19 protein-coding genes are annotated in these 22,751 nt (G+C 71.7%); 7 read left to right on the forward strand and 12 right to left on the reverse strand.

The genetic code is table 11. From position 1 onward, the window contains the following. Positions 1 to 246 precede the first annotated feature (246 nt). Positions 247 to 3,906, forward strand: coding sequence for a S8 family serine peptidase (locus BUE29_RS08920; RefSeq protein ID WP_073388765.1), 3,660 nt, complete (start codon positions 247 to 249; stop codon positions 3,904 to 3,906). Positions 3,907 to 3,995: 89 nt separating this feature from the next. Beyond that, entirely contained in the window at positions 3,996 to 4,535 is a 540-nt protein-coding gene (locus BUE29_RS08925; protein WP_073388768.1) for an NUDIX domain-containing protein, read from the forward strand. Between the two features lie 28 nt (positions 4,536 to 4,563). On the opposite strand, the gene BUE29_RS08930 is transcribed toward BUE29_RS08925, so the two are convergent. The 3 genes from BUE29_RS08930 to BUE29_RS08940 form a co-directional block, all read right to left on the reverse strand. Beyond that, a complete protein-coding gene (locus BUE29_RS08930) occupies positions 4,564 to 6,381 on the reverse strand; it encodes a PKD domain-containing protein (protein ID WP_073388771.1) in 1,818 nt (605 codons plus the stop codon). A 171-nt stretch (positions 6,382 to 6,552) separates the two neighbouring features. Beyond that, positions 6,553 to 8,382, reverse strand: coding sequence for a phosphoenolpyruvate carboxykinase (GTP) (locus BUE29_RS08935; protein ID WP_073388773.1), 1,830 nt, complete (start codon positions 8,380 to 8,382; stop codon positions 6,553 to 6,555). A 193-nt stretch (positions 8,383 to 8,575) separates the two neighbouring features. Continuing rightward, the gene (locus BUE29_RS08940) at positions 8,576 to 9,007 is read right to left on the reverse strand and encodes a DUF2000 domain-containing protein (RefSeq protein ID WP_073388775.1); all 432 of its coding nucleotides are present in this window, start codon (positions 9,005 to 9,007) and stop codon (positions 8,576 to 8,578) included. An 80-nt stretch (positions 9,008 to 9,087) separates the two neighbouring features. Between BUE29_RS08940 and BUE29_RS08945 the strand changes: the two genes are divergently transcribed. Beyond that, the gene (locus BUE29_RS08945; protein WP_073388779.1) at positions 9,088 to 9,543 is read left to right on the forward strand and encodes an Lrp/AsnC family transcriptional regulator; all 456 of its coding nucleotides are present in this window, start codon (positions 9,088 to 9,090) and stop codon (positions 9,541 to 9,543) included. A gap of 83 nt (positions 9,544 to 9,626) precedes the next feature. Here BUE29_RS08945 and BUE29_RS22785 read toward each other — a convergent pair whose 3' ends face one another. Beyond that, positions 9,627 to 11,021 carry a metallopeptidase TldD-related protein gene (locus tag BUE29_RS22785; protein ID WP_073389595.1) on the reverse strand — a complete coding sequence of 465 codons (1,395 nt, stop codon included), beginning with the start codon at positions 11,019 to 11,021 and terminating at the stop codon, positions 9,627 to 9,629. Next, complete coding sequence (locus BUE29_RS22790) at positions 11,018 to 12,535, reverse strand: TldD/PmbA family protein (protein WP_073388782.1); 1,518 nt, start codon at positions 12,533 to 12,535, stop codon at positions 11,018 to 11,020. The genes BUE29_RS22785 and BUE29_RS22790 overlap by 4 nt, the downstream gene beginning before the upstream one ends. 49 nt (positions 12,536 to 12,584) lie before the next feature. On the opposite strand from BUE29_RS22790, the gene BUE29_RS08960 reads away from it, so the two are divergent. Next, positions 12,585 to 13,121: a low molecular weight protein-tyrosine-phosphatase gene (locus BUE29_RS08960; protein WP_073388785.1), complete on the forward strand. Its 537-nt coding sequence runs from the start codon at positions 12,585 to 12,587 to the stop codon at positions 13,119 to 13,121. On the opposite strand, the gene BUE29_RS08965 is transcribed toward BUE29_RS08960, so the two are convergent. Then, on the reverse strand, positions 13,094 to 14,557 hold the full coding sequence (locus BUE29_RS08965; protein ID WP_143168078.1) for a neutral zinc metallopeptidase: 1,464 nt from the start codon (positions 14,555 to 14,557) through the stop codon (positions 13,094 to 13,096). The two genes, BUE29_RS08960 and BUE29_RS08965, sit on opposite strands and share 28 nt — an antisense overlap. A gap of 89 nt (positions 14,558 to 14,646) precedes the next feature. Here BUE29_RS08965 and BUE29_RS08970 point away from each other — a divergent pair, with 89 nt between their 5' ends. Continuing rightward, positions 14,647 to 15,414, forward strand: a complete 768-nt coding sequence (locus BUE29_RS08970) for a hypothetical protein (protein WP_073388791.1) — start codon at positions 14,647 to 14,649, stop codon at positions 15,412 to 15,414. A gap of 4 nt (positions 15,415 to 15,418) precedes the next feature. On the opposite strand, the gene BUE29_RS08975 is transcribed toward BUE29_RS08970, so the two are convergent. Both BUE29_RS08975 and BUE29_RS08980 read right to left on the reverse strand, forming a co-directional pair. Then, positions 15,419 to 16,381, reverse strand: a complete 963-nt coding sequence (locus BUE29_RS08975) for a carbohydrate kinase family protein (RefSeq protein WP_084180868.1) — start codon at positions 16,379 to 16,381, stop codon at positions 15,419 to 15,421. A gap of 24 nt (positions 16,382 to 16,405) precedes the next feature. Next, on the reverse strand, positions 16,406 to 17,335 hold the full coding sequence (locus BUE29_RS08980; RefSeq protein WP_073388794.1) for a hydroxymethylglutaryl-CoA lyase: 930 nt from the start codon (positions 17,333 to 17,335) through the stop codon (positions 16,406 to 16,408). Positions 17,336 to 17,376: 41 nt separating this feature from the next. Here BUE29_RS08980 and BUE29_RS08985 point away from each other — a divergent pair, with 41 nt between their 5' ends. Next, positions 17,377 to 18,366, forward strand: a complete 990-nt coding sequence (locus BUE29_RS08985) for an RHS repeat-associated core domain-containing protein (RefSeq protein WP_073388796.1) — start codon at positions 17,377 to 17,379, stop codon at positions 18,364 to 18,366. A 1,226-nt stretch (positions 18,367 to 19,592) separates the two neighbouring features. On the opposite strand, the gene BUE29_RS23390 is transcribed toward BUE29_RS08985, so the two are convergent. Further along, a complete protein-coding gene (locus BUE29_RS23390; protein ID WP_268766575.1) occupies positions 19,593 to 19,727 on the reverse strand; it encodes a hypothetical protein in 135 nt (44 codons plus the stop codon). 7 nt (positions 19,728 to 19,734) lie between these two features. Then, positions 19,735 to 20,130, reverse strand: coding sequence for a hypothetical protein (locus BUE29_RS08990; protein WP_073388799.1), 396 nt, complete (start codon positions 20,128 to 20,130; stop codon positions 19,735 to 19,737). Positions 20,131 to 20,692: 562 nt separating this feature from the next. Between BUE29_RS08990 and BUE29_RS08995 the strand changes: the two genes are divergently transcribed. After that, entirely contained in the window at positions 20,693 to 21,136 is a 444-nt protein-coding gene (locus tag BUE29_RS08995) for a DUF1810 domain-containing protein (RefSeq protein ID WP_073388802.1), read from the forward strand. An 11-nt stretch (positions 21,137 to 21,147) separates the two neighbouring features. Here the strand turns inward: BUE29_RS08995 and BUE29_RS09000 are convergent, their stop codons facing one another. Together BUE29_RS09000 and BUE29_RS21955 are read right to left on the reverse strand one after the other, a co-directional pair. Continuing rightward, positions 21,148 to 21,660, reverse strand: a complete 513-nt coding sequence (locus BUE29_RS09000; protein ID WP_073388805.1) for a DnaJ family domain-containing protein — start codon at positions 21,658 to 21,660, stop codon at positions 21,148 to 21,150. A gap of 12 nt (positions 21,661 to 21,672) precedes the next feature. After that, on the reverse strand, positions 21,673 to 22,698 hold the full coding sequence (locus tag BUE29_RS21955) for a hypothetical protein (RefSeq protein ID WP_073388808.1): 1,026 nt from the start codon (positions 22,696 to 22,698) through the stop codon (positions 21,673 to 21,675). Between the last annotated feature and the right edge of the window lie 53 nt (positions 22,699 to 22,751).

A 22,751-nucleotide genomic window follows, 5' to 3' on the forward strand; every position in this document is an offset into this window, starting at 1 on the left:
CGCCCGCGGCTTTCGTCCGCATATGTGGTCCGTATGACGTTCGATCATGAATTCTGTGTGTGTCGAGCTGCTGACGGATCGCTGAGAGGCCGGTTACGATCCGCGCGGCAGGCTGACCGGAACGTCCGCGGGTGCGGCGTTCGACCGGTGCGTCACGAGCGCATCCGACGGTCGTAGAACCCTGTCGCTGGGGATGGCATGGCTTTGATCCGTTCGGGCGGGAGATCCCTGCCCTTGGCCGTTGCGGTGACGACCGCAGCCGTCGTGGCGACCTCCTTCGCCGCGGCCACGACCGCCGGGGCCGCGCCGGCCTCGAAGAAGCCCTCGCCCGGGATCGCGACACCGTCGCACTCGCTGCACGGGAAGACGGCCGGCAAGTCGCTGGGCAGCCTGCCCGCCGGCGTGCCGAAGAAGGGCTCGTACGGCTTCCTGCTCACCCTCGACGCGAAGTCCACCGTCGCGGCCGCCAAGGCCGCGCGGGCGCAGGGCAAGGCCGCCGCCCGGAGCGCCGCGAAGACGCAGAGCGCGAAGATCGCCACGGTGCAGCGCAGCGTCACCGGTGACCTGCCCGACGGCTCGAAGGTCATCTACCGCACGCGCTCCGTGGTCGCGGGCGTCGCGGTCCGCACCGACGTCAAGAACTACGGTGCGCTGCGTGGCATCGACGGCGTGACGGGCGTCTACCCGATCACCCCCAAGAAGCCCACCAACTCCTACGCGGTGCCGCACCAGAACGCGCCGCAGGCGTGGCAGACGTACGGCGACCGTGGCCAGAACGCCACGATCGCCATCATCGACACCGGCATCGACTACACCCACACCGACTTCGGCGGCCCGGGCACGCAGGCCGCCTACGCCCAGGCCGGCTCGAGCGCGCAGCAGGCGAACCCGACCGTCTTGCCGACGGACAAGGTCATCGGCGGCTACGACTTCGCCGGGGACGACTACAACGCCGACCCCACCGCCGATCCGGACGGCTCCTTCCCCTACCAGCCGATCCCGCGGCCGGACAACAACCCGTTGGACTGCAACGGCCACGGCTCGCACGTCGCCGGCACCGCCGCCGGCCAGGGCGTCAACGCCGACGGCTCCACCTACACCGGCACGTACGGCACCGGCACGAGCTTCGACAACTTCAAGATCGGCCCCGGCATGGCGCCCGAGGCCAAGCTGTACGCGTTCCGCGTCTTCGGCTGCGAGGGCAGCACCGACCTCACCGGTGCCGCCATCGAGGCGGCCATCGACCCGAACGGCGACGGCGACCCGGCCGACCACGTCGACGTCGCGAACCTGTCGCTGGGCTCGGACTTCGCGCCGCCCGGTGACGCCGACACGGTGCTGGTCCAGAAGGCCACCGACGCCGGCGTGACCATGGCCATCGCCTCGGGCAACAACGGCGACCTCTACGACACCGGCGGCTCGCCGGGCAACGCGCCGTCCGCGCTCACCGTGGCGGCCAGCCAGGACGCCTCGGCCGTCGTCGACTCGCTGAACGTCACCGCGCCCGCGCCGGCCAAGTACCCGGCCGAGCGCTCGATCGCCTACGACTGGGCGAACGACCCCGACCTGGCCGGCGACGTCGCCCGGCTGACCGACCCGACGAACCTCACCGGCTGCAAGGCGCTGAACGCCGCCGACGCGGCGGCCGTCAACGGCAAGATCGCCTTCGTCAACTGGCACGACGCGGCGCCCGAGTGCGGGTCGGTCGCGCGCAGCGGCAACCTCGCCGCGGCCGGCGCCACCGGGTTCATCTTCGGTAGCGACGCGGAGAGCTTCTCCGCCGGCATAACCGGCAGCGCCAAGATCCCGGGCGTCCTCGTCGCGCAGTCGGGTGCCACGGCGATCCGCAACCAGCTCGCGGCCGGCACGACCGTCACCATCGGCTCGACGACGGCCAACGGCACCAAGCAGGAGGACGAGTCGCTCAACGAGACCCTCGCGGACTTCTCGTCGCGCGGCGTGCGGGGCAAGGACGGCGTCAAACCCGACGTCACCGCGGTCGGCTCGACGGTGTTCTCCGCCGCCGACGGCACCGGCACCGAGGGCGTCAACGAGAGCGGTACCTCGATGGCCACGCCGATGACCGCCGGCCTCGCCGGGTTGGTCACCTCGCAGCACCCGGAGTGGTCGGCCGAGCAGGTCAAGGCCGACATCATGAACACCGCCGGCCAGGACCTCTACACCGGCACCAACCACACCGGCGACACCTACGCCCCCAACCGGGTCGGCGCGGGCCGGATCGACGCGAAGGCCGCGCTCGACAACACCGTGCTCGCCTACACCACCGGCACCGGGGTTCCGACCGGCACGGTGAGCGCGTCGTTCGGTCCGCTGGAGGTCACGAAGGACACCCAGCTGCAGAAGACGATCACGGTCCAGAACACCGGCGCGGCGGCGGCGACGTACGACGTCGACTTCGACGACCGCACGATCATCCCGGGCGCCGAGTACTCGGTCTCGCCCGCGACGGTCACCGTCGCGGCCGGCGAGACCTCGACGGTCACCGTGACGCTGACGCTCACCCGCAACCAGCTGACCAAGACGATCGACCCGACCGTCAGCCGGGAGCAGGCGGGCGTGCCGCGCGAGTACGTGGCGGACGCCAGTGGTCTGGTCACGCTGACGCCGACCTCGGGCAACGTCCCGGGGCTGCGGGTGCCGGTCTACGCCGCACCGCGGCCGACGTCGACGATGACGCAGGCCAAGTCGGTGACGCTGCCGAGCGGGCAGGTGGCCACCGCCGAGCTGCCGTTCACCGGTGACCGCGTCAACCAGGGCAGCGGCGCCACCAAGGTGCAGTCGCTGGTCGCCGGCTTCGAGCTGCAGGCGACGAGCGGCAAGGCGCCGACGTGCTCGGCGACGGTGACCACGGGTTGCGTGCACTCGGCGGAAGAACTCGGGGCCGACCTCAAGTACGTGGGGACGACCTCGAACGCGCCGCAGCTGATCGCGAACGACGAGGACCCGTTGGCCTCCGAGGGCAACGGCCTCGCCTACTTCGCGGTCTCCATGCAGGGGCCGTGGCGCACGCCGGCGGGCTACCAGGACGCCGAGGTCTACATCGACAGCACCGGCGACGGGAAGGCCGACGTCGTCACCTACAGCACGCGGTTGCCGAGCGGGGCCGACCAGACCGACGTCCTCGTCGCCCAGACGGTCGACCTGAACACCGGCAAGACCCTCGACGTCGAGGGTCTGGACGCCCGGCTGGGCGACACCGACGCCGCGCTGTTCGACAGCGACACCCTCGTGCTCCCGGTCGGGCTGCAGTACCTGCCCGGCCTGAGCTCGACCAAGTCGCGGATCAGCTACTCGGTGCTCACCTTCACCGGGTCGTCGTCGGGTCCGGTCGACCAGGTCGGCGACGTCGGTTCCGACAACACGCTGGTGGGCGCGAAGACGATGGACGTGCTCAACCCGGGTGTCGCCGTGTACGGCTCGTACAACGGCGACACCGACCCGCTGCTCTACGTCGACTCGCCGAACACGTTCGTCAAGATCCGGCGGGACGCCAAGGCCTACGCGGCCGACGGTGCGCAGGGCGCGTTGCTGGTCCACTTCCACAACGCGGTCGGCAACAAGGCGCAGCTGGTGTCCTTCGCCAAGACGAAGAGCACCGTCGGGCTCACCATGACCCCGAACCCCGCCACGCACGGCAAGAAGCTCAGCGGCGTGGTGACGGTGACGGCGAGCAACGGGGTGGCCCCCACCGGCACCGTCACGCTCAAGCGCGTGACCGGTGGCGGGGCGCCGGCCACCGTCGCGACCGGCAAGCTGGTCAACGGCAAGGTGACCCTGGGATACACGCCGAAGAACGCCGGCACGTACAAGTACCAGGCGAGCTACTCCGGTGACTCGCTGTACGCCGCCGGGAACTCCGCGGCGGTGTCGGTCAAGATCAAGTAAGCACCGGCACGGCCACACGCCGCCGTCGGGTCCTCGGACCCGGCGGCGGCGTTCGTGCGTCGGGGGGTCGGTCGGTCAGACTGACGGTCATGAGCGTGATCAGGACGATCTCGAGCCGCGAGGTGTTCCGCAGCGACTGGCTGCGGCTGCGCGAGGACGAGGTCGAGTTCCCCAACGGCAGTCGTGGCCGGTACGCCGTCGTCGACAAGCAGGACTTCGTGCTGGTGCTCGCCCGGGAGGACGACGGCTTCTGGCTCGTCGAGCAGTACCGCTACCCGATCGGGCGACGGGAGTGGGAGTTCGTGCAGGGCGGCTGGCCCGCCGGCGGGTCGGGCACGCCACGGGAGCTGGCCGAGGCGGAGCTGCGCGAGGAGACCGGGCACCGGGCCGGCTCGCTCACCCACCTCGGCCGGCTGCACGCGGCGGTGGGGTTCTGCTCGCAGGGTTACGACGTCTTCCTCGCGACCGATCTCGTCGCGGGGGAGCCCGAGCGCGAGGCCACCGAGTCCGACATGGTCGCGCGCTGGCACTCCGACCACGACGTCACCGCGATGGTGCGTGACGGTCGGCTGGCCGACGCGCACAGCGTCGCCGCGTTCGGCCTCTGGCGCACCGTCGCCGAGGGGTGACGGCGCGCGGACGCGTGGGCCGTCGGGCTCAGCGCACGACGACGCGCTGCGTGACCACCGATGCCTGGTGTCGCGAGTCGCGCACCGTGAGCGTGACGGTGTAGGTGCCCTTCTTCTTGTAGGTGTGGTGCACCGAGCCCTTGGTGCTGGTCGTGGTGCGGCGATCGCCCCACTTCCAGGTGAGCTTGGTGACCTTCGTGCGCGGCAGCGGTTCGCGCACGATCGCCCGGTACGACCGGGACTTCTTCGCCCGCACGGGTGACGAGTGCTTGATAGCGACGGCGGGATCGGTGCGCTTGAACAGCTTCGTCGCCCGGGGCGTCCCGACACCGGTGGGGCCGTCGAACCCGGTCGTGGCGTTGCACTCGCGGTCCCGTGCCGCCGGGACGGCCTCCCCGTCGCGCGCGAAGCTGCAGTCCAGCAGCCCGGCCTCGTTGTCGTAGATGTTGTTGGGGTTGCGCCGGTCGACGTTCGCGTAAGCGTGCGACGTGGACGTGTAGTCGGCGACGGCGCTGCTGCACGCGGCCGTGGTGTCGGTGCCGCAGAAGCCGTTGCCGCCGACCTTGACGTCGTAGCGGGTCGAGGCGTGCGCGGCGGCATTGCCGTAGAGGGCGGTCGCCGGGTAGCGGGACCCGCGGGGGCCGCCGGCGAGCGCGTACATCCCGGCGGCCAGCGGCGCGGACAGCGACGTGCCGCCGACGGTGACCCACCCCTTCGAGCCGTAGCTGTCGTAGACGTCGAAGCCGGTCATTGGGTCGGCGAGCAGCGCGACGTCGGTCGCGAGCCGGCGGCCCTTGCAGCCGGCGCTCGCGTAGCCGGCCGCGTGGGCCTGCCACGACGGTGCCGTGTAGTACTTGCTGCAGCCGCCGCCCGAGGCGCCCATGGCCGAACGGCGCAGGTGCCCGGTGGCGTCGTGCGCACCGTTGCCGTTCCACACCGTCTCGCTCGTGCGGTGGTTGCGACTGTCGAGGCGGAGCGTCGTGCCGCCCACGGCGACGACGGTCGGCGAGGAGGACGGGAACGACGCCGCGTCGTCACCGTCCACCAGGCCGTTGCGGGCGCTCGTGTAGTTCGTCCAGTCCCAGCCGTACCACCCGCTGTCGCCGGTCGAGGCGATGACGGCGACCCCGGGGTGGTCGAACGCCTTGCGGGTGCGGGTCGAGACCTTGTGCTCGGGCGCGCCGAAGGAGTTGGTCACGATGTCGGCGCCGAGGCGCACCGCGGTGTTCTCCGCGTTCGCGAGATCGGAGTCGTACGGGCCGTCGGCCTCGACGAGCAGGATGCGGCACGTGTTGCACACCGCGCGGACGGCCTGCGTGTCGAGGGCGACCTCGCCGGCGGCGTCCTTGTCGCGCTTCGGCAGGGGCGAGGCCTTGCCGCGCTCGTTGACCTTGCGGAAGGACCGGCTGGTCTCGCTCGGCAGGCCGTAGTGGTGGTCGAAGCGGTTGAGGTCGTGCAACACCGTCGGCGCGTCGTGCCAGAGCACGATGCCCACCGTGAGGGAGCGCCGGTTCACCTTCGGGTCGAAGCCGTAGGCGCCGGCCAGCGCCTTGGGCGCGTAGCCGCCCTTCGGGCCGTGGGAGGCGGTAGGCCGGTAGGCGTGGGCCCCGGCCGTGCCGCGTGCGACGTCCACCCGCTCGAGTGCGAAGCAGCGCATCGCGCTGGGGTCGCTCGGCGTCGCGCACAGCGGGCGGACCACCGCGTACCGGGTCGCCGTGCCCGATGACGCCGACGACGCCGCTGAGGGCGCGGCCCCGCTCGCGGTCGGGGCGATCGCGCTGAGCGCGGTCGCGCCCAGCAGGGCGGCGACGGCGGCGACGACGACGCGGGCAGGGGTCGTTCGCATGGACAGCCTTCGGGTTCGAGGGGTCGGGGCGCTCAGTGTGGCCGGTGGGTCCGACCGTTCCGAACTCACCCACCATGCTTAACGCCAGCCTAACAGCGGGCGGGTGCGGCGTACAGGACGAAAGGCCCGGCCGACCGGCCGGGCCCCTCGTGATCGTCCTGACGCGGCGGGTCAGCCGTCCAACCGCTGGCGCAGGGCCGCCAGCTCGTCGCGCATCGTGCTCGGCAGCGCGGCGCCGATCTTGTCGAACCACTCCTCGATGAGCGGCAGCTCGGCCCGCCACTCCTCGACGTCGACCGCCAGCGAGGCGCGCAGGTGCTCGTCGCTCATGTCGAGGCCGTCGGTGTCGATCGCCTCGGGGGTCGGCACACGTCCGATCGGGGTGTCGACCGCGGCGGCGGTGCCGGCGATGCGCTCGAGGGCCCACTTGATGACGCGGATGTTCTCGCCGAACCCGGGCCAGGTGAACGCGCCGTTCTCGTCGCGCCGGAACCAGTTGACGTAGAAGATCTTCGGCAGCTTGTCGGCGTCGGCGCCCTTCCCCGTCGCGATCCAATGGGCGAAGTAGTCCCCGGCGTTGTAGCCGATGAAGGGCAGCATGGCCATCGGGTCGCGGCGGACGACGCCGACCGCGCCGGTGGCGGCGGCCGTCGTCTCCGACGACAGCGTGGCGCCCATGAACACGCCGTGCTGCCAGTCGCGGGCCTCGGTCACCAGCGGCACGGTGTCGCGGCGGCGACCGCCGAAGAAGATGGCGTCGAGCGGCACGCCCTTCGGGTCGTCCCACTCCGGCGCGCGGGTGTCGCACTGGTGGATCGGCGTGCAGTAGCGCGAGTTCGGGTGGGCCGCGAGCTCCGAGCCCTCGGGCGACCAGTCCTGCTGCTTCCAGCTGGTGAGGTGGTCCGGCGCCTCGCCGATGCCCTCCCACCAGATGTCGCCGTCGTCGGTCAGGGCGACGTTGGTGAAGATCGAACCGCCCTTCTCGATCGTGCGCATCGCGTTGGGGTTCGTGTGGTAGTCCGTGCCCGGCGCGACGCCGAAGAAGCCGTTCTCGGGGTTGACGGCGTAGAAGCGGCCGTCCTCGCCGATCCGGATCCAGGCGATGTCGTCACCGATGGTCTCGACCTTCCAGCCCGGCAGCGTCGGCTCGAGCATGGCCAGGTTGGTCTTGCCGCACGCCGACGGGAACGCCGCGGCGATGTACTTCTCGACGCCCTCGGGGCTCGTGACCTTCGCGATGAGCATGTGCTCGGCGAGCCAGCCCTCGTCGCGCGCCTTCACCGAGGCGATGCGCAGCGAGTAACACTTCTTGCCCAGCAGCGCGTTGCCGCCGTAGCCCGAGCCGTAGGACCAGATCAACCGCTCCTCGGGGAAGTGCACGATGTACTTCGTGTCGTTGCACGGCCACGCGGCGTCCTTGGCGCCCGCCTCGAGCGGCGCGCCGATGGAGTGCAGCCCGGGCACGAACGTCTGCTCGACGCCGTCCTTGGTGAACAGCTCCAACGCCTTGCTCCCCAGGCGGGTCATGATGTGCATCGACGCGACGACGTAGGCGGAGTCGGTGATCTCGGCACCCAGCATCGGCTCGTCCGCGTCGAGCGGTCCCATGCAGTAGGGCAGGACGTACATGGTGCGGCCGCGCATCGAGTCGCGGAAGCGCTCGACCATGATCGCCTTCATGTCGTCGGGGTCCATCCAGTTGTTGGTGGCCCCCGCGTCCTTGGGGTCGCGGCTGCAGATGAAGGTGCGGTCCTCGACCCGCGCGACGTCGGTCGGGTCGGAGGCGCACCAGAACGAGTTCGGCTTCTTCGCGTCGTTCAGTCGCACGAAGGTGCCGTTGTCGACGAGCAGATCGGTGATGCGCGTCCACTCCTCGGGCGAACCGTCCACCCACTCGATGCGGGCCGGCTGCGTGAGCTCGGCCGTCTCGCGGACCCAGGTGAGCAGACCCTGATGGGTCGTGGGCGCGGAATCGAGTCCGGGGATGGTCGTTGCCGTCATGCGAGATCTCCTAGGCGTCGACAGCGGTGAGCAACCGGGCGCGCGCCGACCCGGGAGGGCCGGCGCGGCAGCGGAGGAATTCCCGGACTCTAACGGCCGGGAACGCTTTCACACTGTGTCGAACGGGTGCGTGACTCCTCACATCACACGACGGCCGGTGTCACGAATCCCTTGCAAGGCAGGCGATCCAGCATCACGAGTGCAGTCGGAGCCCCTTCGTGATCTTGTCGGCGTCCTTGCGGTCGCAGCGGAAGGCGAGGCCGGCCAGCGAGAGGTCGTCGTGTCTCACCGCGGCGACCGCGGCGCGGTTCTCCCCGTCGTTGCCGGTGCCGAACAGCTCGTCGGTGAAGACGCTGGGCACGGCGCCGCGCGACAGGGCGCGGGTCATCGTCCGGCGCAGCTCGTCGGCGCTCGCGGCGAAGACCAGGGTCGGCTGCCCGAACATCGGCAGGTACCGCGTGCCGTCCGCGTCGCGGTAGGGCTTCCCGATCGACTCCGGGGCCGTCGCGGCGATGCCGCTCACGAGGAACGCCGTCATGTTCAGCTTCTGCCAGGTGGCGAGGTCGTCGCGCACCGCGACGACGAGCTTCGTGTCGGCGCGCGGGGTGACCGTTGATTCGGACATAGGGACGAACGCTAGCCGTTGGTTGGGCAACGGGACTGCTGTCCCGAACTTCGTTCGGCCCTCGGGCACAATCCACGGTCATGGACGAACTCGATTCGGCGCTGGTGCGCGAACTGCAGGTCGACGGTCGACGCAGCAACCGCGACCTGGCGGCGACGGTGGGTGTGGCGCCCTCGACCGCGCTCGAGCGCACCCGTGCCCTGTGGCGCAACGGCGTGCTCGTCGGGGTGCACGCAGAGGCCGATCTCGGCCGGCTGGGCCGGCCGGTGCAGGCGATGATCACGGTGCGGCTGCGGCCGCAGTCACGTGCGGTCGTGCAGGGTTTCCGCGACTTCGTGCTCACGCTGCCGCAGGTGCTGCAGGTCTTCGTCACCACGGGCAGCGAGGACCTGCTCGTACACGTCGCCGTCCCCTCCACCGACGCGCTGCGCGACTTCGTCCTCGACGCGTTGACCAAGCGCCGCGAGGTCGCCGGTCTGCGCACCGAGGTCGTGTACGAGCACGTGCGCAACCCCGTCGTGGAGCGGTTGGGGTGACCGCCCCTCGCGCTTGCCCCTCGGTGTGGTCGCGTTCCTGCGCCCGGGAGCGGCCACACGGAGGGGCAAGCGGGAGGAGATGCTCAGGACGCCGGGCTGACCGTCGACATGTTGAAGTCCGGGATGCGCAGCGGCGGCATGGCGGTGCGGCGGAAGTAGTCGCTCCACTCGCGCGACAGGGTGGGCACGGTGGCACCTACCTCGCTCGTCCGCCGCAGCAGGTCGAGCGGCGACTCGTTCCAGCGGAAGTTGTTCACCGCGCCGCGGACCTCGCCGTCCTCGACGAGGAAGACGCCGTCGCGGGTGAGACCGGTCAGCAGCAGATTCTGCGGGTCGACCTCGCGGATGTACCACATGCTCGTCACCAGCAGGCCGCGTTCGGTGCGCGCGACCATGTCCTCCAGCGAGGCCGTTCCGTCGGCGGACTCGAGCAGCAGGTTGTCGATCACGGGGCGCGGCTCGGTCCCGGTGCGGGTCGCCCACGCGCGGGTCCGGATCAGCTCGCCCAGCACGCCACCGTCGAGCCAGGACGTCGCGCCGAGCGGGTGGCCGTTGTCGAAGACCGACTGCAGTCCCGCGCTCGACGACGTCGCGATCTCGAAGGGGGCGCAGCCCAACCCCGGGGCGGACGGATCGGAGTGCAGCCGCAGCGGCAGCTCGGTGAGGCGCTCCCCGAGCCGGCTCTGCCCGGCCGGGCCTGCGAAGGCGCTGCGCCCTTCCTCGGCGTCGCGCGCCGACGCGCTCCAGTAGGCGTAGATCATCAGGTCGGCGACCGACGTGGGCGGGAGCAGCGTCTCGTACCGGCCGGGGTCCAGGTCGAGACGGCGGCGCCCCCACTGCAGCCGCTGCTCGAGCTCCGCCGTCGCCGTCTCGACGTCGATGTCGAGGAAGTCGTTGGTGTAGCGCCCCGACCACGTGGAGCCGGTGAGGTCGGCGGTCTTGCCGTTGAGCTCGAGGCGTCCCGAGGGCTGGTCGAAGCGCCGGCGCAGCCCGGTGGACGTCGCGAGGAAGTAGGAGGTCAGCTCGTGCTCGGCGAAGCCGTAGAGCAGCCGGTCGGCCGCGCGCCAGGAGGGCAGGACGCGGCCGAGCGCGGCGGCGAAGGGTTCGAAGACCGCGACCGAGGTCTCGGCCGGGTCGGCGTCCCAGTCGTCGTCGTGCCGGTAGGGGTCGACGAGCGGCGCGGCGTCGTCGGCCGGCTCGGCGTCCCGTGCGGCGAGCTCGGCGGCGTGGACGAGCTCGGTCACGTCGTCGACGGTGGTCACCGCGCGGGTCACGACACCGGCGGACGTCCCGCCCGCCTTGTCGACGGTGGCGACGACGGTCAGCGAGCGTGACCGCATCTCACCGTTGGTGGTTAGCGCGTTCGCGGCCCAGCGGAGGTTCGTCTCGCTGTGGTCGGCGGCGAGGACCACGCAGCCGTCGGCGGTGCACGCCGCGAGCGCGGCCTCGACCAGCTCCTGTGGTGCGGTCACGGTCAGCGTCCCCCCTCGGCCCGCGTGTTGAGGACGTTGATGCCGCGGAACAGTGCGGCGGGCGCACCGTGCGACACCGCCCCCACCTGGCCGGGCTGGCCCTTGCCGCAGTTGAGCGCGCCGCCGAGCAGATAGGTCTGCGGCCCGCCCACGGCGGCCATGGCGCCCCAGAAGTCGGTCGTCGTCGCCTGGTACGCGACGTCGCGGAGCTGGCCGACCACCCGGCCGTTCTCGATGCGGTGGAACTGCTGGCCGGTGAACTGGAAGTTGAACCGCTGCATGTCGATCGACCAGGAGCGGTCGCCCTTCACGAGGATGCCGTGCTCGACGCCGCCGACGAGCTCGTCCAGTGACGGCCCGTCTGGCGCCGGCTGCAGGGAGACGTTGGCCATCCGCTGCAGCGGGATGTGCCCGGCCGAGTCGGCGAACGCGCAGCCGTTGGACCGTGCGGACCCGAGCGCGGCGGCGTTCGCCGCGGCCATCTGCCGGTTGAGCTGGTAGCCCACGAGCACGCCGTCGCGCACGATGTCGAACTGCTGGCCGGCCACGCCCTCGTCGTCGTAGCCGATGGTGGACAGCCCGTGCTCGACCGTCCGGTCGCCGGTGACGTTCATGAGCGGGTTGCCGTACTGCAGCGTCCCGAGCTGGTCGAGCGTGGCGAAACTGGTGCCGGCGTAGGCGGCCTCGTACCCCAGCGCGCGGTCGAGTTCGGTGGCGTGCCCTATCGACTCGTGGATCGTCAGCCACAGGTTGGTCGGGTCGATGACCAGGTCGTAGCGACCGGGCTCGACGCTCGGCGCCTTCACGTGCTCGCGCAGCAGGCCGGGCAGCTCGTCGATCTCGGCGTCGAAGTCCCACCCCGTGCCGGTCAGGTGCTCCCAACCCCGCCCGACGGGCGGCGCCAGCGTGCGCATGGAGAAGAACCCGCCGCCGGCCCGGTCGACGTGCACCGCGGTGAGCTCCGCCTCGAGCCGGATGCGCTGCTGCGTGGTGACGGTGCCGGCGGTGTCGGCGTAGAACTTGTTCTCCAGCACCTGCAGCACCGAGGCGTCCGCGTGGTCGACCCCGTCGGCGGCCAGCAGCCGTTCGCTGAGCTCGGCCAGCCGCCCGATGCGGTCGGCGTCGGGGACGGTGAACGGGTCGACGTCGTAGGCCGACACCCACGTGACGTCGGCGTAGACCTCCTCCGGCGCGAGCTCGACCGGCTCGGCCCGCAGCGGCCGGCTGACCCGTGCCGTGGCGACCGCCCGCTCGGCGAGCTGCCGTGCGCCCTCGGCCGTCCGGGTCACGCCGGCGGCGAACCCCCACGTGCCGTCGTGGACCACGCGCACGGCGAGGCCGACGTCCTCGCTGTCGCCGAGCGAGTCGACCCGGGCGTCGCGCAGGCGCAGCGACCCGGTGCGGATGCGTTCGAGGCGGAAGTCGGCGTGCTCGGCACCGAGCTCCTGGGCCCGCGTCAGCGCGTCGGCGGCGAGTCCGCGCAGCGGCATGGCCTCGAAGGACGGGTCGATGTCCGGCATGAGCCGAACGTACCCGGCTGCAGCACATCCGCTCGGGCAGACTGACGCGGTGACCACCCCCGTCCGCGTCGTGTTCGTCTGCTCGGGCAACATCTGCCGCTCCCCCACCGCCGAGGTCGTGCTCGCCGCGCAGGCGGCGGCCTCGGGACGCGGTGAGCTCGTCCGGGTCGCCAGCGCGGGAACGGGCGGCTGGCACGTCGGCGACGACATGGACCGCCGGTCGCGCCGGACGCTCGAGGCGGCGGGGTACGCGTGGCCGCGGCACCGGGCGCGGCAGTTCGGACCGGCGGACTTCGCCGACCACGACCTCGTCGTGGCGCTGGACTCGGGTCATCGCGCCGAGCTGTGCGACCTCGCCGACGAGACGGCTGACCCGTCGTCGTCGCGCGCGAAGGTCGTCCTGCTGCGCGAGTTCGACCCCGAGGCGAGCGACACCGACCGCGATGTCGCCGATCCGTACTGCGGCGGATCCGGCGGGTTCACCGAGGTGCTCGCGCAGATCGAGCGCAGCTGCGCCCGGCTGCTCGATGCGGTCACGCGGGACGGCGTCGTTCCGCGTCAGCAGACCGACTTGCCGCCCTTGTAGCCCTTGATGAAGGACTGGATGCGCTGCAGGCCCGTGGTGTCGCGAGCGCCGAACGCGCTGTCCTGCGGCACTTCGTCGAGCAGCGCGGCCACGCCCTCGTCGAGGTCGGCGGGCGAGAGCAGGAAGCCGCCCGGCGGGTCCTCGACGTTGATGTCCTTGGCGTACGCGCCGGTGTAGCAGATGCCCGCCTGCAGCGCGGCGGCGCCGTCCAGGCTGCGGCTGAACAGCTGGTGGCGCACCGCGAAACCCCACCCGATGGAGAACATCGTGCCGAGCGCGAAGTCGGCCGGCTGATTCGACAGCAGCGTGACGTTGCCGTTCTGCCGGTCCACGTCGACGTCGGGCAGGCTGTTGTAGGTGCGTTGCGCCAGTGCGGTGCTGAAGTAGACGGTGTTGTCGTCCGGGCAGTAACCGAACTCGGTCGACGCGTCCGCCCCGCACTTCGGGTGGGCGGCCTGGGCGATCTTCACCGGCTTGAACGTCTTGCCGATGCTCTGCGCGGCGGAGGTCCAGAAGCGGTTGAGGTCCTTCACGAACGGGTTGTTCGCGCTGGTGTCCACGACCTTCGCGAACGCGGTGTTGCCGCCGGACGCCTCGTCCTCCGGCGAGTTGTACGGCCGTTCGGTGAAGGTGCGCGACGAGAAGTAGCCGTCGCTGTAGCAGTACGTGACGCCCTTGTCGAAGCCGTCGGCCACCGCCGACAACCGGTCGAAGCCGTTGCCGTGCGAGATGTCGTCGATGTTCTCGGGCGTGCTGTCGCGGCCGTTGAGGAAGCCCTCCAGCGCGTCGTCGACCTTCGCCAGCGTGATGTCGCGAAAGTGCGGGGCCCGCTGCTGGGTGGCGGCCTTCGCCCACGCGCCGGCGGCGCAGTCGGCCTGCGACTCCGTGTAGATGGTCTTCGGGTCGTCGTCGAAGACGCCGAGCCGCTCCTGGACCGCGTGCCCGAACTCGTGGGCGAAGATGAGCGCGACGACGAAGTCGCCGTACTTCTTGGCCAGCTCGGCGAACAGGTGCTTCGGCGCGCGGTCCCACACGATCGAGTCGTCGAGGCGGCAGTAGGCGGCGTTGTCGACGAGGAAGCCGATGGAGCGCTCGGCGCACGCGTTGTCCTCGACCGGCTGACCGTCGGCGCTGCGGTTCTCGGCGACCTTCAACCCGTCGACCGAGTACAGCCCACCCTTGATCGGCTCGAGCTGCTTGCCGCCGGACACCTTCGGGTACGAGGTGCGCCAGAACGACTCGATGTCGGCGAGCGCGTTCTGGGCGACGCGGTCGAAGCTGCTGGTCGAGTCGACGCCCTTGACGCTGAGCTTCGCGTCCGGCGCGTTGGCCAGCGTGGGCGTACCGTCCACGACCGCGTTGCAGCCGGTGAGGGCCAGCGCGGTCACCGCCGCGAGCGACGCCATCCTGATCAACCGGCTGAATCGCGTTCGCACGGCGTTCCCTTCTGCGCAGCTGTCCGGGCAGTGTAAACGGCTCAGCGCGGCGTACGCCCTCCGCGCGACCCATTTGGAACACTGGACCGATGGGGCGGCACTCGGCACCGGACGACGACGTCGCGAGCGACGTCCTGACCCGGCCCGCGGACGACACGCCGCGGCCGCACCCCGGCCGGCACTCCCGGCCGGGGGCCGACGACACGGCAGCCGACGCCACCGACGACACGGCCGAGGCGCGCGACGAGCTCCAAGCCCGGCCCGAGGACCACCCCGGCGACGACTCCGACGACGACGGTGGCCCGCACACCGGTGGTCTCGACCTGATCGAGGACGCGCTCTCCCGCGGGCGCCCGCGTCCGGCGCGCGACTCCGACGGGCAGGCCGACGGGCACGCCGACGAGCCGGTGGCGAGCGACGAGACCGTCCAGATCGCCGCGATCGCCGATCCGGTGCTCGACCGGCGCGTTCCCGAGGCCGAGACCGCGCAGCTGCGCGCGGTCACGGACGCGTCGCCGCCGCAGGCGACGGGCGGGGCCACGGCGGCGCAGACACCGGCGCAGGGCGCCGAGCACACCGAGCACACCGGGCACGCCGACGCGCCCCCGCAGGTCTCCGACGTGGCCCTGCTGCGCGGGGACTCCGCGCTACGCGCCCGGGTCGCCGCGGCCGTCGTCGCGCCCTTCGTCCTCTACGTGCTCGTGCTCATCGTGCTCGACGAGTTCGAGCCCCGCACGGCGCTGATCTGGATCTGGCTGCCGCTGGTGACCGCCGGCGTCGTCGCGGGGCTGCTGCTCGACCTCGCCCACCGTCGTGCGGTGGCCCGCGTCCCCGAGGTCGACCGGAGCGACGGGTAGGGCGTCACGTCGAGCGGTGCGCTGCCAGTTCGCTGCGTCGGGGCGGGTTCGCGCCGGCGCGCGAGCACGTGATCCCGGCGACGAGTGCGGCGTGGACGAGGACGGCCCCGAGCACGTCGTCACCGGCCGCGCCGGCCGCGCCGGGACGTACCAGGTCGCGGTCGCAGAGCGCGTCGAGCAGGCCGCTCATGAACGCGTCACCCGCGCCGACGGTGTCGGCGACCTCGATCGGCAGGATCGGCCGCCGTACCTCCCCGTCGGCGGTGTGCGCGACCGACCCCTCGCCGCCGCGGGTGACCACCACGAGCTCGGGGCCGAGCTCCAACCACGACCGCGCGATCTCGTCGGCGTCGGCGTCGGGGTAGAGCCAGGCGATGTCCTCGTCGCTGGTCTTCACCACGTGGGCGAGCGGCAGCGCCCGCTCGATCCGGGCGCGAGCCGCGGTGCGATTCGGCTGCAGGTGCGGCCGCACGTTGGGGTCGTAGCTGACGAGGACCTGCTCGCGCAGCGCCGCCACCCGTCGCAGCACCGCGTCGTCCCCGGGCGGCAGCCAGGACGCCAGCGAACCGAAGTGCAGCGCCGCCAGTCCGTGTGTGGGCACGGCGGCGAGCTCGGCGTCGGTCCAGCGGAAGTCCGCGGTGCCGTCGACGCCGAAGCGGTACCGCGCGCTCCCGTCGGACTCGGCGGCGAGCTCCACCAACGCGACGGTCGTCGTCTCGTGGGCGTCGACCGACAGCGAGAGGTCCACGCCGGAGCGCTCGGCGTGCCGCCGCAGGATCGTCCCGAGCGGATCGTGCGACAGCCGGCCCACGAACGAGACGGGTCGCTCCAGGCGGGCGAGTCCGATGGCCACGTTGTAGGGGCTGCCGCCGGGGCGGGCCAGCCGTGGGTCGTCGTCGCCGGTCTCGACGACGTCGATGAGCGCCTCGCCCAGCACCGCGATCGTGCCGTCCGTCACGTCTGCCACGACGCGACCCTACGGCGGGTGGGCTCAGCCGCGATACGGGCCGAGCGGGACGGAGCGGCCGCCGGCGCGGAACAGCGAGCTGGGCAGGTCGTGCCCGACGGCGCGCTCGGTGACGCGGGCGGCCGCGACGACCGCCGCGAGATCCACACCGGACTCGATGCCGGCGTCCTCGCTCCAGTAGACGAGCTCCTCGGTGGCGATGTTGCCGCTGGCCCCGGGCGCGAACGGGCAGCCGCCCAGACCGCCGACGCTCGCGTCCAACTGCCGGACGCCGGCCAGCAGGACGGCGAGCGCGTTGGCCTGGCCGGTGCCGCGGGTGTCGTGGAAGTGCGCCCCGACCTCGACACCGGGCGCGGCGGCCCGCACGGCCTCGATCAGCTCGACCGCCCGGCGCGGGGTGACCGTGCCGATCGTGTCGCCGAGGCAGAGCCGGTCGGCGCCGTGGCCGAACGCGGCGCGGACGACGTCCAGCGTGCGCTCCGGCGGCGTGGGCCCGTCGAAGGGGCAGTCCCAGGCGGTCGCCACGATGACCTCCACGCTGCCGCCGGCATCGTGCGCGAGATCGACGATCTCGCCGATCGCCGCGCTGGCCGCGGCGGTGTCACGCCCGGCGTTGGCCCGGCTGTGGGAGTCGGCCGCGGACACCACGTACTCGAGGTCGGCGATGCCGGCGTCGATCGCGCGTACCGCGCCCCGGGTGTTCGCGACCAGGGCCGAGAACGCGACGTCCGGCCACTGGTCGAGGTGTTTGGCCACCTCGTCGGCATCGGCGAGCGCGGGCACCGCCCGCGGCGAGACAAAGCTCGTCACCTCGACCCGCCGCACCCCGGTGGCCACGATCGCCTCGAGCATCCGCAGCTTGTCGGCGAGCGGCACCGGTTCCTCGAGCTGCAGCCCGTCGCGCATGCCGACCTCGCGGATGTCGATGCGGTCGGGAAGTGCGAGCACCGTCATGGCACGAGTATCCGCCTCCGGCCAACGGCACCATCACCACCGTGCGCAGCTACTGCTACGACGACAACGGCAACCGCACAAGCCGCGATGCCTCCTCGAGTACTACCGACTGTGCGACCGCCAATCCGACCTCCAGCTTCGACGGTGCCAATCAGCAACTAACCGGGCCCGACGGCGCCAACTCCGACTTCGCCTACGACCTCGACGGTAACGAGACCAGCGCGGCCAGCAAGCCCCTGACCAACGCCTACACCCGCGCCACCGGCTGGAGCGACAACCAGCAGGCCACCACCGTCGCCGTCAACGGTGACCCCGCCGCGAGTAGCAGCTATCTCGGCGCCAGCCAGGACACTCTGCTCAGCGCCGGCAAGTCCGCCACCAGCAGCGACACCCTGCGCAACACGAACCTCGGCGTCACCCGCGTCACCGGCCTCGTCAACGGCGCCACCAGCACCGACATGACCGTCACCCGAGACCCCGACGGCCTCATCCTGTCCCTGCGCGACTCCAGCGGTGACCGTTACTACCCGCTGTCCGACAACCAGCACAGCGTCCTGCGCATCGTCAACGCCACCGGCAACGCCGTCGACTCCTACAGCTACGACCCCTTCGGCGTCCGCACCGTCAACACCAACGCCTACCCCCAGCCCTTCGGCTACACCGGCGAATACACCAACCCCACCACCGGCCTCGTCCACCTCGGCGCCCGCTGGTACGACCCCAGCCAAGGCCGCTTCACCTCCACCGACCCCGAAACCCACCCCGGCGACATCAACCAAACCAGCCCCTACCCCTACGCCGGCAACGACCCCATCAACCACACCGACCCCACTGGCCATAGCTTCTTCAGTGCAGTAGGCGACTTTGTGGGGACCGTCGGCACCTTCGCGGGCACCGGCGCCGCCGTAGGCGGGACGATTGGCCTATTTGTTGGCGGGCCACCAGGAGCCGCGACCGGAGCAGTTATCGGCGGCGCCGTCGGTACCATCGCAGGCGTGGCTTATGGGATTGCGGACATCTTCGTTGACTAGCGCATCGGACACGACGGGTATCCCGACCTTGCGCGTTCGGTCCGACCGGTGGCTAGGGGTGCTTCCGCTCCACCGAGTGCTCGTGGACGGAATTGAAGTTGGGCGTCTCAGCCGTCGGCGGCAACTCTCCGTTCGCGTCGCGCCGGGGGCGCACACGTTGCGCATTGCGTTTCGAACTAGGCAGACGGACAGTCTCGAATTCGTAGCGTCGCCGTTTCAAACCATTAGCATCGTCCTGCAATTTCACGCGCCGATGGTGCTTAGTCTTAAGCACGGAGCCAGCCTGATAGTAGAGTCGGGTCACGGGGAGTAAAGGAAACTGGGGGTCAATGCACGCTCTCGAACGGGCGTGATGCAGGGATAGGTGACTTCTGACTTCTGGTGCTGCTGCGCTGGGAGAGAGGACGTCGCTGTGCCTGCTCCGTATCCGCAAGAGTCGTCTTCGGCTTAATTGTGAGCCAGCATCCGATCTATATGCTTCTGGATTCGCTTGCAGTTCTGCTTGGCGCCTGCGCCTTGATGCGCAACCCCGATAAGTCGGACGATCCGGGTTGAGGCCCGACATCAATATGCTGCGGACGTTTCACCCGGCCACGGCCCGCTGTAGTCGTGGATGCACCACAAAGACGGGCATGACACGCCGATAATAGATATCATGTCAAGCTGACGATCGAGTACCAGCAGGGTTGGCCGCGCATCATCCTTGTCGCGTGCTCAATTGCCGCGGTCACACCTAACGCTGCTGACGCGAGCCGCCGCCCTGGCGCGGAGGCCGTTTGTAGGGTCCTGCGCCCTTCCCTCGGAGGCCGGTTTCATTCGCCGCCGAGCGCTGCGGCGGGGCCGGCCGAAGTGGCGCGCCGCTGGTCGACAGGCCGGCGACGTCGGCCGCGCTGCGGGCAGAAGAGGGTGTCGATCGACCAGGGCCGCCGGCAGTCGTCGCCGGACTCGGCGTCGCCGGTGGGACGGTGCTCAGCCGGTCGGCCGCGGCACGGGCGGCGGCGGCCTGGTGAGCGCGGTCCTGCGTGGCGCGCAGGTCGGCGACCGCCGAGGTGAGAGAGGCCAGTGCGATCGACAGTGCAGCAGCCTGGGCGGCGGGTGCTGGTTGCCGGCGGTGAGCAGAGTGACCATGCGGGCGGTGGCGCGTAGCGCGGTGCCGGTGTCGGTGCGGCGTGGGGTGCGGAGGTCGACCTCGCGGCCGGCGCGGTCGAACGCGTCCGCCGCGTCGGTCAGGGCCCGCCGGCGTCGCCCTCGAGGCCGGCGGCTGCGGCAGCGAGCGTGTCGCTGGCCGCCCCCGCCGCGTCCGCGGCCGCGGCGGGATCGGTGGCAGCGTCGGCGTGGATGCGCTCCGCAGGCTCGCGCACGATCCTCTCAACTTCGCGCCACGCCTGCTCGGCGGCGGGCCCGTCGAGCCGCGGCCGCGCCGCGCGGCCGGACGCCGCGCGGGCGGTCTGCGTCACCGGCGGCGTCACTGGCTCGGCCGCCGGCGGCGGTACCGGTGCCGGCGCCGCCGGCCTGCCGCTCCGTCGTCTCGATCAGTCCCCAGCGGGCGTGCAGCTTCGGCCAGGACAGGTCGGGCGCGAGTTTGCCGCCGCCGAAGCGGACGGGCTCGCCAGCCGCGTTGGTCCAGTCGTTGAGGCTGACGCTGTAGCCGGTGATCTGGTCCGGCTGCTGCGTGGACATCCGCGGCCAGACGGTCACGCCATCGCCGGCCAGCCGCGTCGTGAACTCGTCGAAGTCGTGGCTGGATGCGACGGCGGCCTGCACCTTGCGGCGCAGCTCGTCCCGCGGCGAGACGCGACGGCCGGCGCGCTCGGCGGTCCCGTGCTCCTTGACCCTGGCCGGGCGGGGGCGGTCTTGTCATGCTGCTCGGCAGTCGAGCGCCGCCCTAACTTGTCCCCGAACCGCTCGGCCGGCTGCCTGAGCCGCGCGTAGTCGCCCCACGCGCGCGCCAACCACTCGCCCTCGCGGGGCGACGACGCGGTGTTCCATCGCCGCAGCGCACGCCCCTGCACCGCTCGTCATCGGACGCCGTCCGGTCCTGCGTCGTTGCGCAGACCAACTCGGCCGTAACCCGGAGCGGCGCGGGCGCTGCGCGATCACGCCCACCTACTCCCGTCGACGCCACTGCCCGACCCTGGTCGCGAGGTTGGCTAGGTCCTCGAACAGCGCCGAATTCGGGACCATTGGCCGCTGCCGCAGTCCCGTACCGCGCCCACACTGGCGGCCAGTCGGGTTGGTCGGGGGACGGCTCGGCGAGGCGGTGGATGCGTGCGGCAGGAGGACACGCATCCGCCGTCCCACGTGGTGGGTGGGTAGACCGGTACCCGTGAGCGAGCACGACGATCCCCACCGGTTGGAGCGTTTCGTCGATGCGCAGGACGATGCGACGTACGCGCAGGTCCTCGTCGAGCTGCGGGCCGGGCGCAAGCGCAGCCACTGGATGTGGTTCGTCTTCCCCCAGCTCGCCGGCCTCGGCCGGAGCCCGACCGCGCAGCACTTCGCGATCGCGTCGCTGGACGAGGCGCGTGCCTACATCGCACACCCGCTGCTCGGTCCCCGGCTCGCGGAGTGCGCGCAGCTGGTGGCGGCGTCCGCCACGAGCGATGCGCAGACCTTCTTCGGCGGCATCGACGCGGTGAAGCTGCGGTCGTCGATGACCCTGTTCGACCTGGTCGCCGACGCGGCGGTGTTCGGCGATGTGCTCGCCCGCTACTTCCACGGGGAACGGGACCCGCAGACGCTGCGCCTCGCGGGCGCCGACCCCACCTAGAGCCGCGGTGGTCAGCCGGCGGTGGGCCGGCGACGCCACCACCGACGTGGCGGGTCGGCCGGTCGCGGGGCCACGGCTGCCGCGGCGGCCGCCGCCTCGCGACGGCGGGCCAGGATCTCGTCACGATCCTGGCGCCAGCGGGCGATCACGTCCTCGACGTCCACCCGCTTGACCCGGAACGGCGGCCCCACCTGGGGCGCCGCCCACGCCTTGTCGATCCGGGTGTTGAGGTCGGCGACGACCGCCCGTGCCGTCGACTCGCTGCGCTCGGCCAGCAGCCGGACCGGGAGGTCCTCCACCTCCTTGGCGATCGCGAGCGCGGGGGGCAGCAGACCGCTGATATCCGCGTTCTCCCGCCGCAGGTAGTTCGCGACCCAGTCGAGCTCGTGGCGGGCACGGTCGAGATCGGGCAGCGGCTTGCCGGCGCCGGCCAGGTTGTCGAACGCGCCCGACGCCTCGGCGGCGCGAATCTGCTGCTCCACCCAGCCGGGGAACGAGAGGTGGGCAGGCTTGCGACCCGTCACGGCGCCGCCGGCTCAGCCGTTCGGGCGGTCCCGGTAGGGATCCTGCTCGATCGGCCGGCCGGTGTTCGGGTCGACGGCCGGCTGCGCCTGCGCATTCGGGTCCGCGGAGTGGTGTCCGGAATAGGCCGACGAACCGGCGGCGTCGCGAGGCGGGTAGCCCTGCGACGGCTGCTGCCCGTACCCGTGCTCGCGCGCCTGCCCGGGCGGCGGGTAGTCCTGGCCGCGCCCGGCGTCGCCGTCGCGGACGTCGTCACGGCGGTCGTCACGGACGTCCTCGCGACGGTCGTCGCGGCCGTCGTGGTCGCGGTCGTGATTGCGGTGCAGCAGGCCGTGCCGGTGACCGTCGTCGTCGCGGTCGTCCCGGCGGTCGTCGTCACGGAGCCGGCGGTCGTCGTCGTCACGGAGCCGGCGGTCGTCCTCGTCGCGGAGCCGACGGTCGTCCTCGTCGCGGCGGCGGCGTTCCTCGGCCTCGAGCGCGGCGCGGCGCTCGCCCTCGACGCGGGCGGCCTCGGCCTCGGCCTCGGCCCGCCGCTCGGCGGCGCGGACGTCGCGCACGCTGTGGGTGGAGAGCCGGCCAAGCGCGACGGCGGCGACGAAGATGACGGCGGCGCCGATGGCCCAGAAGTACAGCAGACCCTGGACGTCGGCCTTGAGGCTCGTGGGGTCGGCGTCCGGCGAACCGATGGCCACGCCGATGTGCTGTGCCAGCGCGGGAACCACGACGAGCCACGCGCCCGCGACGACGCCGAGCCACGCCGCGAACAGCGTCAGGGCGCGGCTGGCGCTGAGCAGCAGGATCAACCCGGCGAAGACTGCGACGGCGCCGGGCAGGAGCTCGTACAGGCCGCGACCCGACGTCCAATGGAACGAATCGTCGGGACTCGGATTGAATCCGAAGTTGAACCACGGCCCGATGAAGGGGATGAGCGCTGCCCACGCGCCCAGGATGATGAGCAGGATGCCGCTGAGGGCGCCGCGGCTGCGCGCGACGCGGCGTCGGCCGGCCTTGAGGTTGATGTCGTTCTCGGCAGCAGTCATGGCGACCTCCCGTGTCGTCTTCCGTGCCTGTTTGCCCGGGACGACGCTGTGCG

The sequence above is a fragment of the Jatrophihabitans endophyticus genome, from assembly GCF_900129455.1.
GTDB lineage: Bacteria > Actinomycetota > Actinomycetes > Mycobacteriales > Jatrophihabitantaceae > Jatrophihabitans > Jatrophihabitans endophyticus.

Coding starts and splice junctions, on each gene's coding strand:
- BUE29_RS08925 (WP_073388768.1), top strand. CDS start 3,996: ATGAGCGTGATCAGGACGATCTCGAGCCGCGAGGTGTTCCGCAGCGAC.
- BUE29_RS08930 (WP_073388771.1), bottom strand. CDS start 6,381: ATGCGAACGACCCCTGCCCGCGTCGTCGTCGCCGCCGTCGCCGCCCTG.
- BUE29_RS08935 (WP_073388773.1), bottom strand. CDS start 8,382: ATGACGGCAACGACCATCCCCGGACTCGATTCCGCGCCCACGACCCAT.
- BUE29_RS08940 (WP_073388775.1), bottom strand. CDS start 9,007: ATGTCCGAATCAACGGTCACCCCGCGCGCCGACACGAAGCTCGTCGTC.
- BUE29_RS08945 (WP_073388779.1), top strand. CDS start 9,088: ATGGACGAACTCGATTCGGCGCTGGTGCGCGAACTGCAGGTCGACGGT.
- BUE29_RS22790 (WP_073388782.1), bottom strand. CDS start 12,535: ATGCCGGACATCGACCCGTCCTTCGAGGCCATGCCGCTGCGCGGACTC.
- BUE29_RS08970 (WP_073388791.1), top strand. CDS start 14,647: ATGGGGCGGCACTCGGCACCGGACGACGACGTCGCGAGCGACGTCCTG.
- BUE29_RS08980 (WP_073388794.1), bottom strand. CDS start 17,335: ATGACGGTGCTCGCACTTCCCGACCGCATCGACATCCGCGAGGTCGGC.
- BUE29_RS21955 (WP_073388808.1), bottom strand. CDS start 22,698: ATGACTGCTGCCGAGAACGACATCAACCTCAAGGCCGGCCGACGCCGC.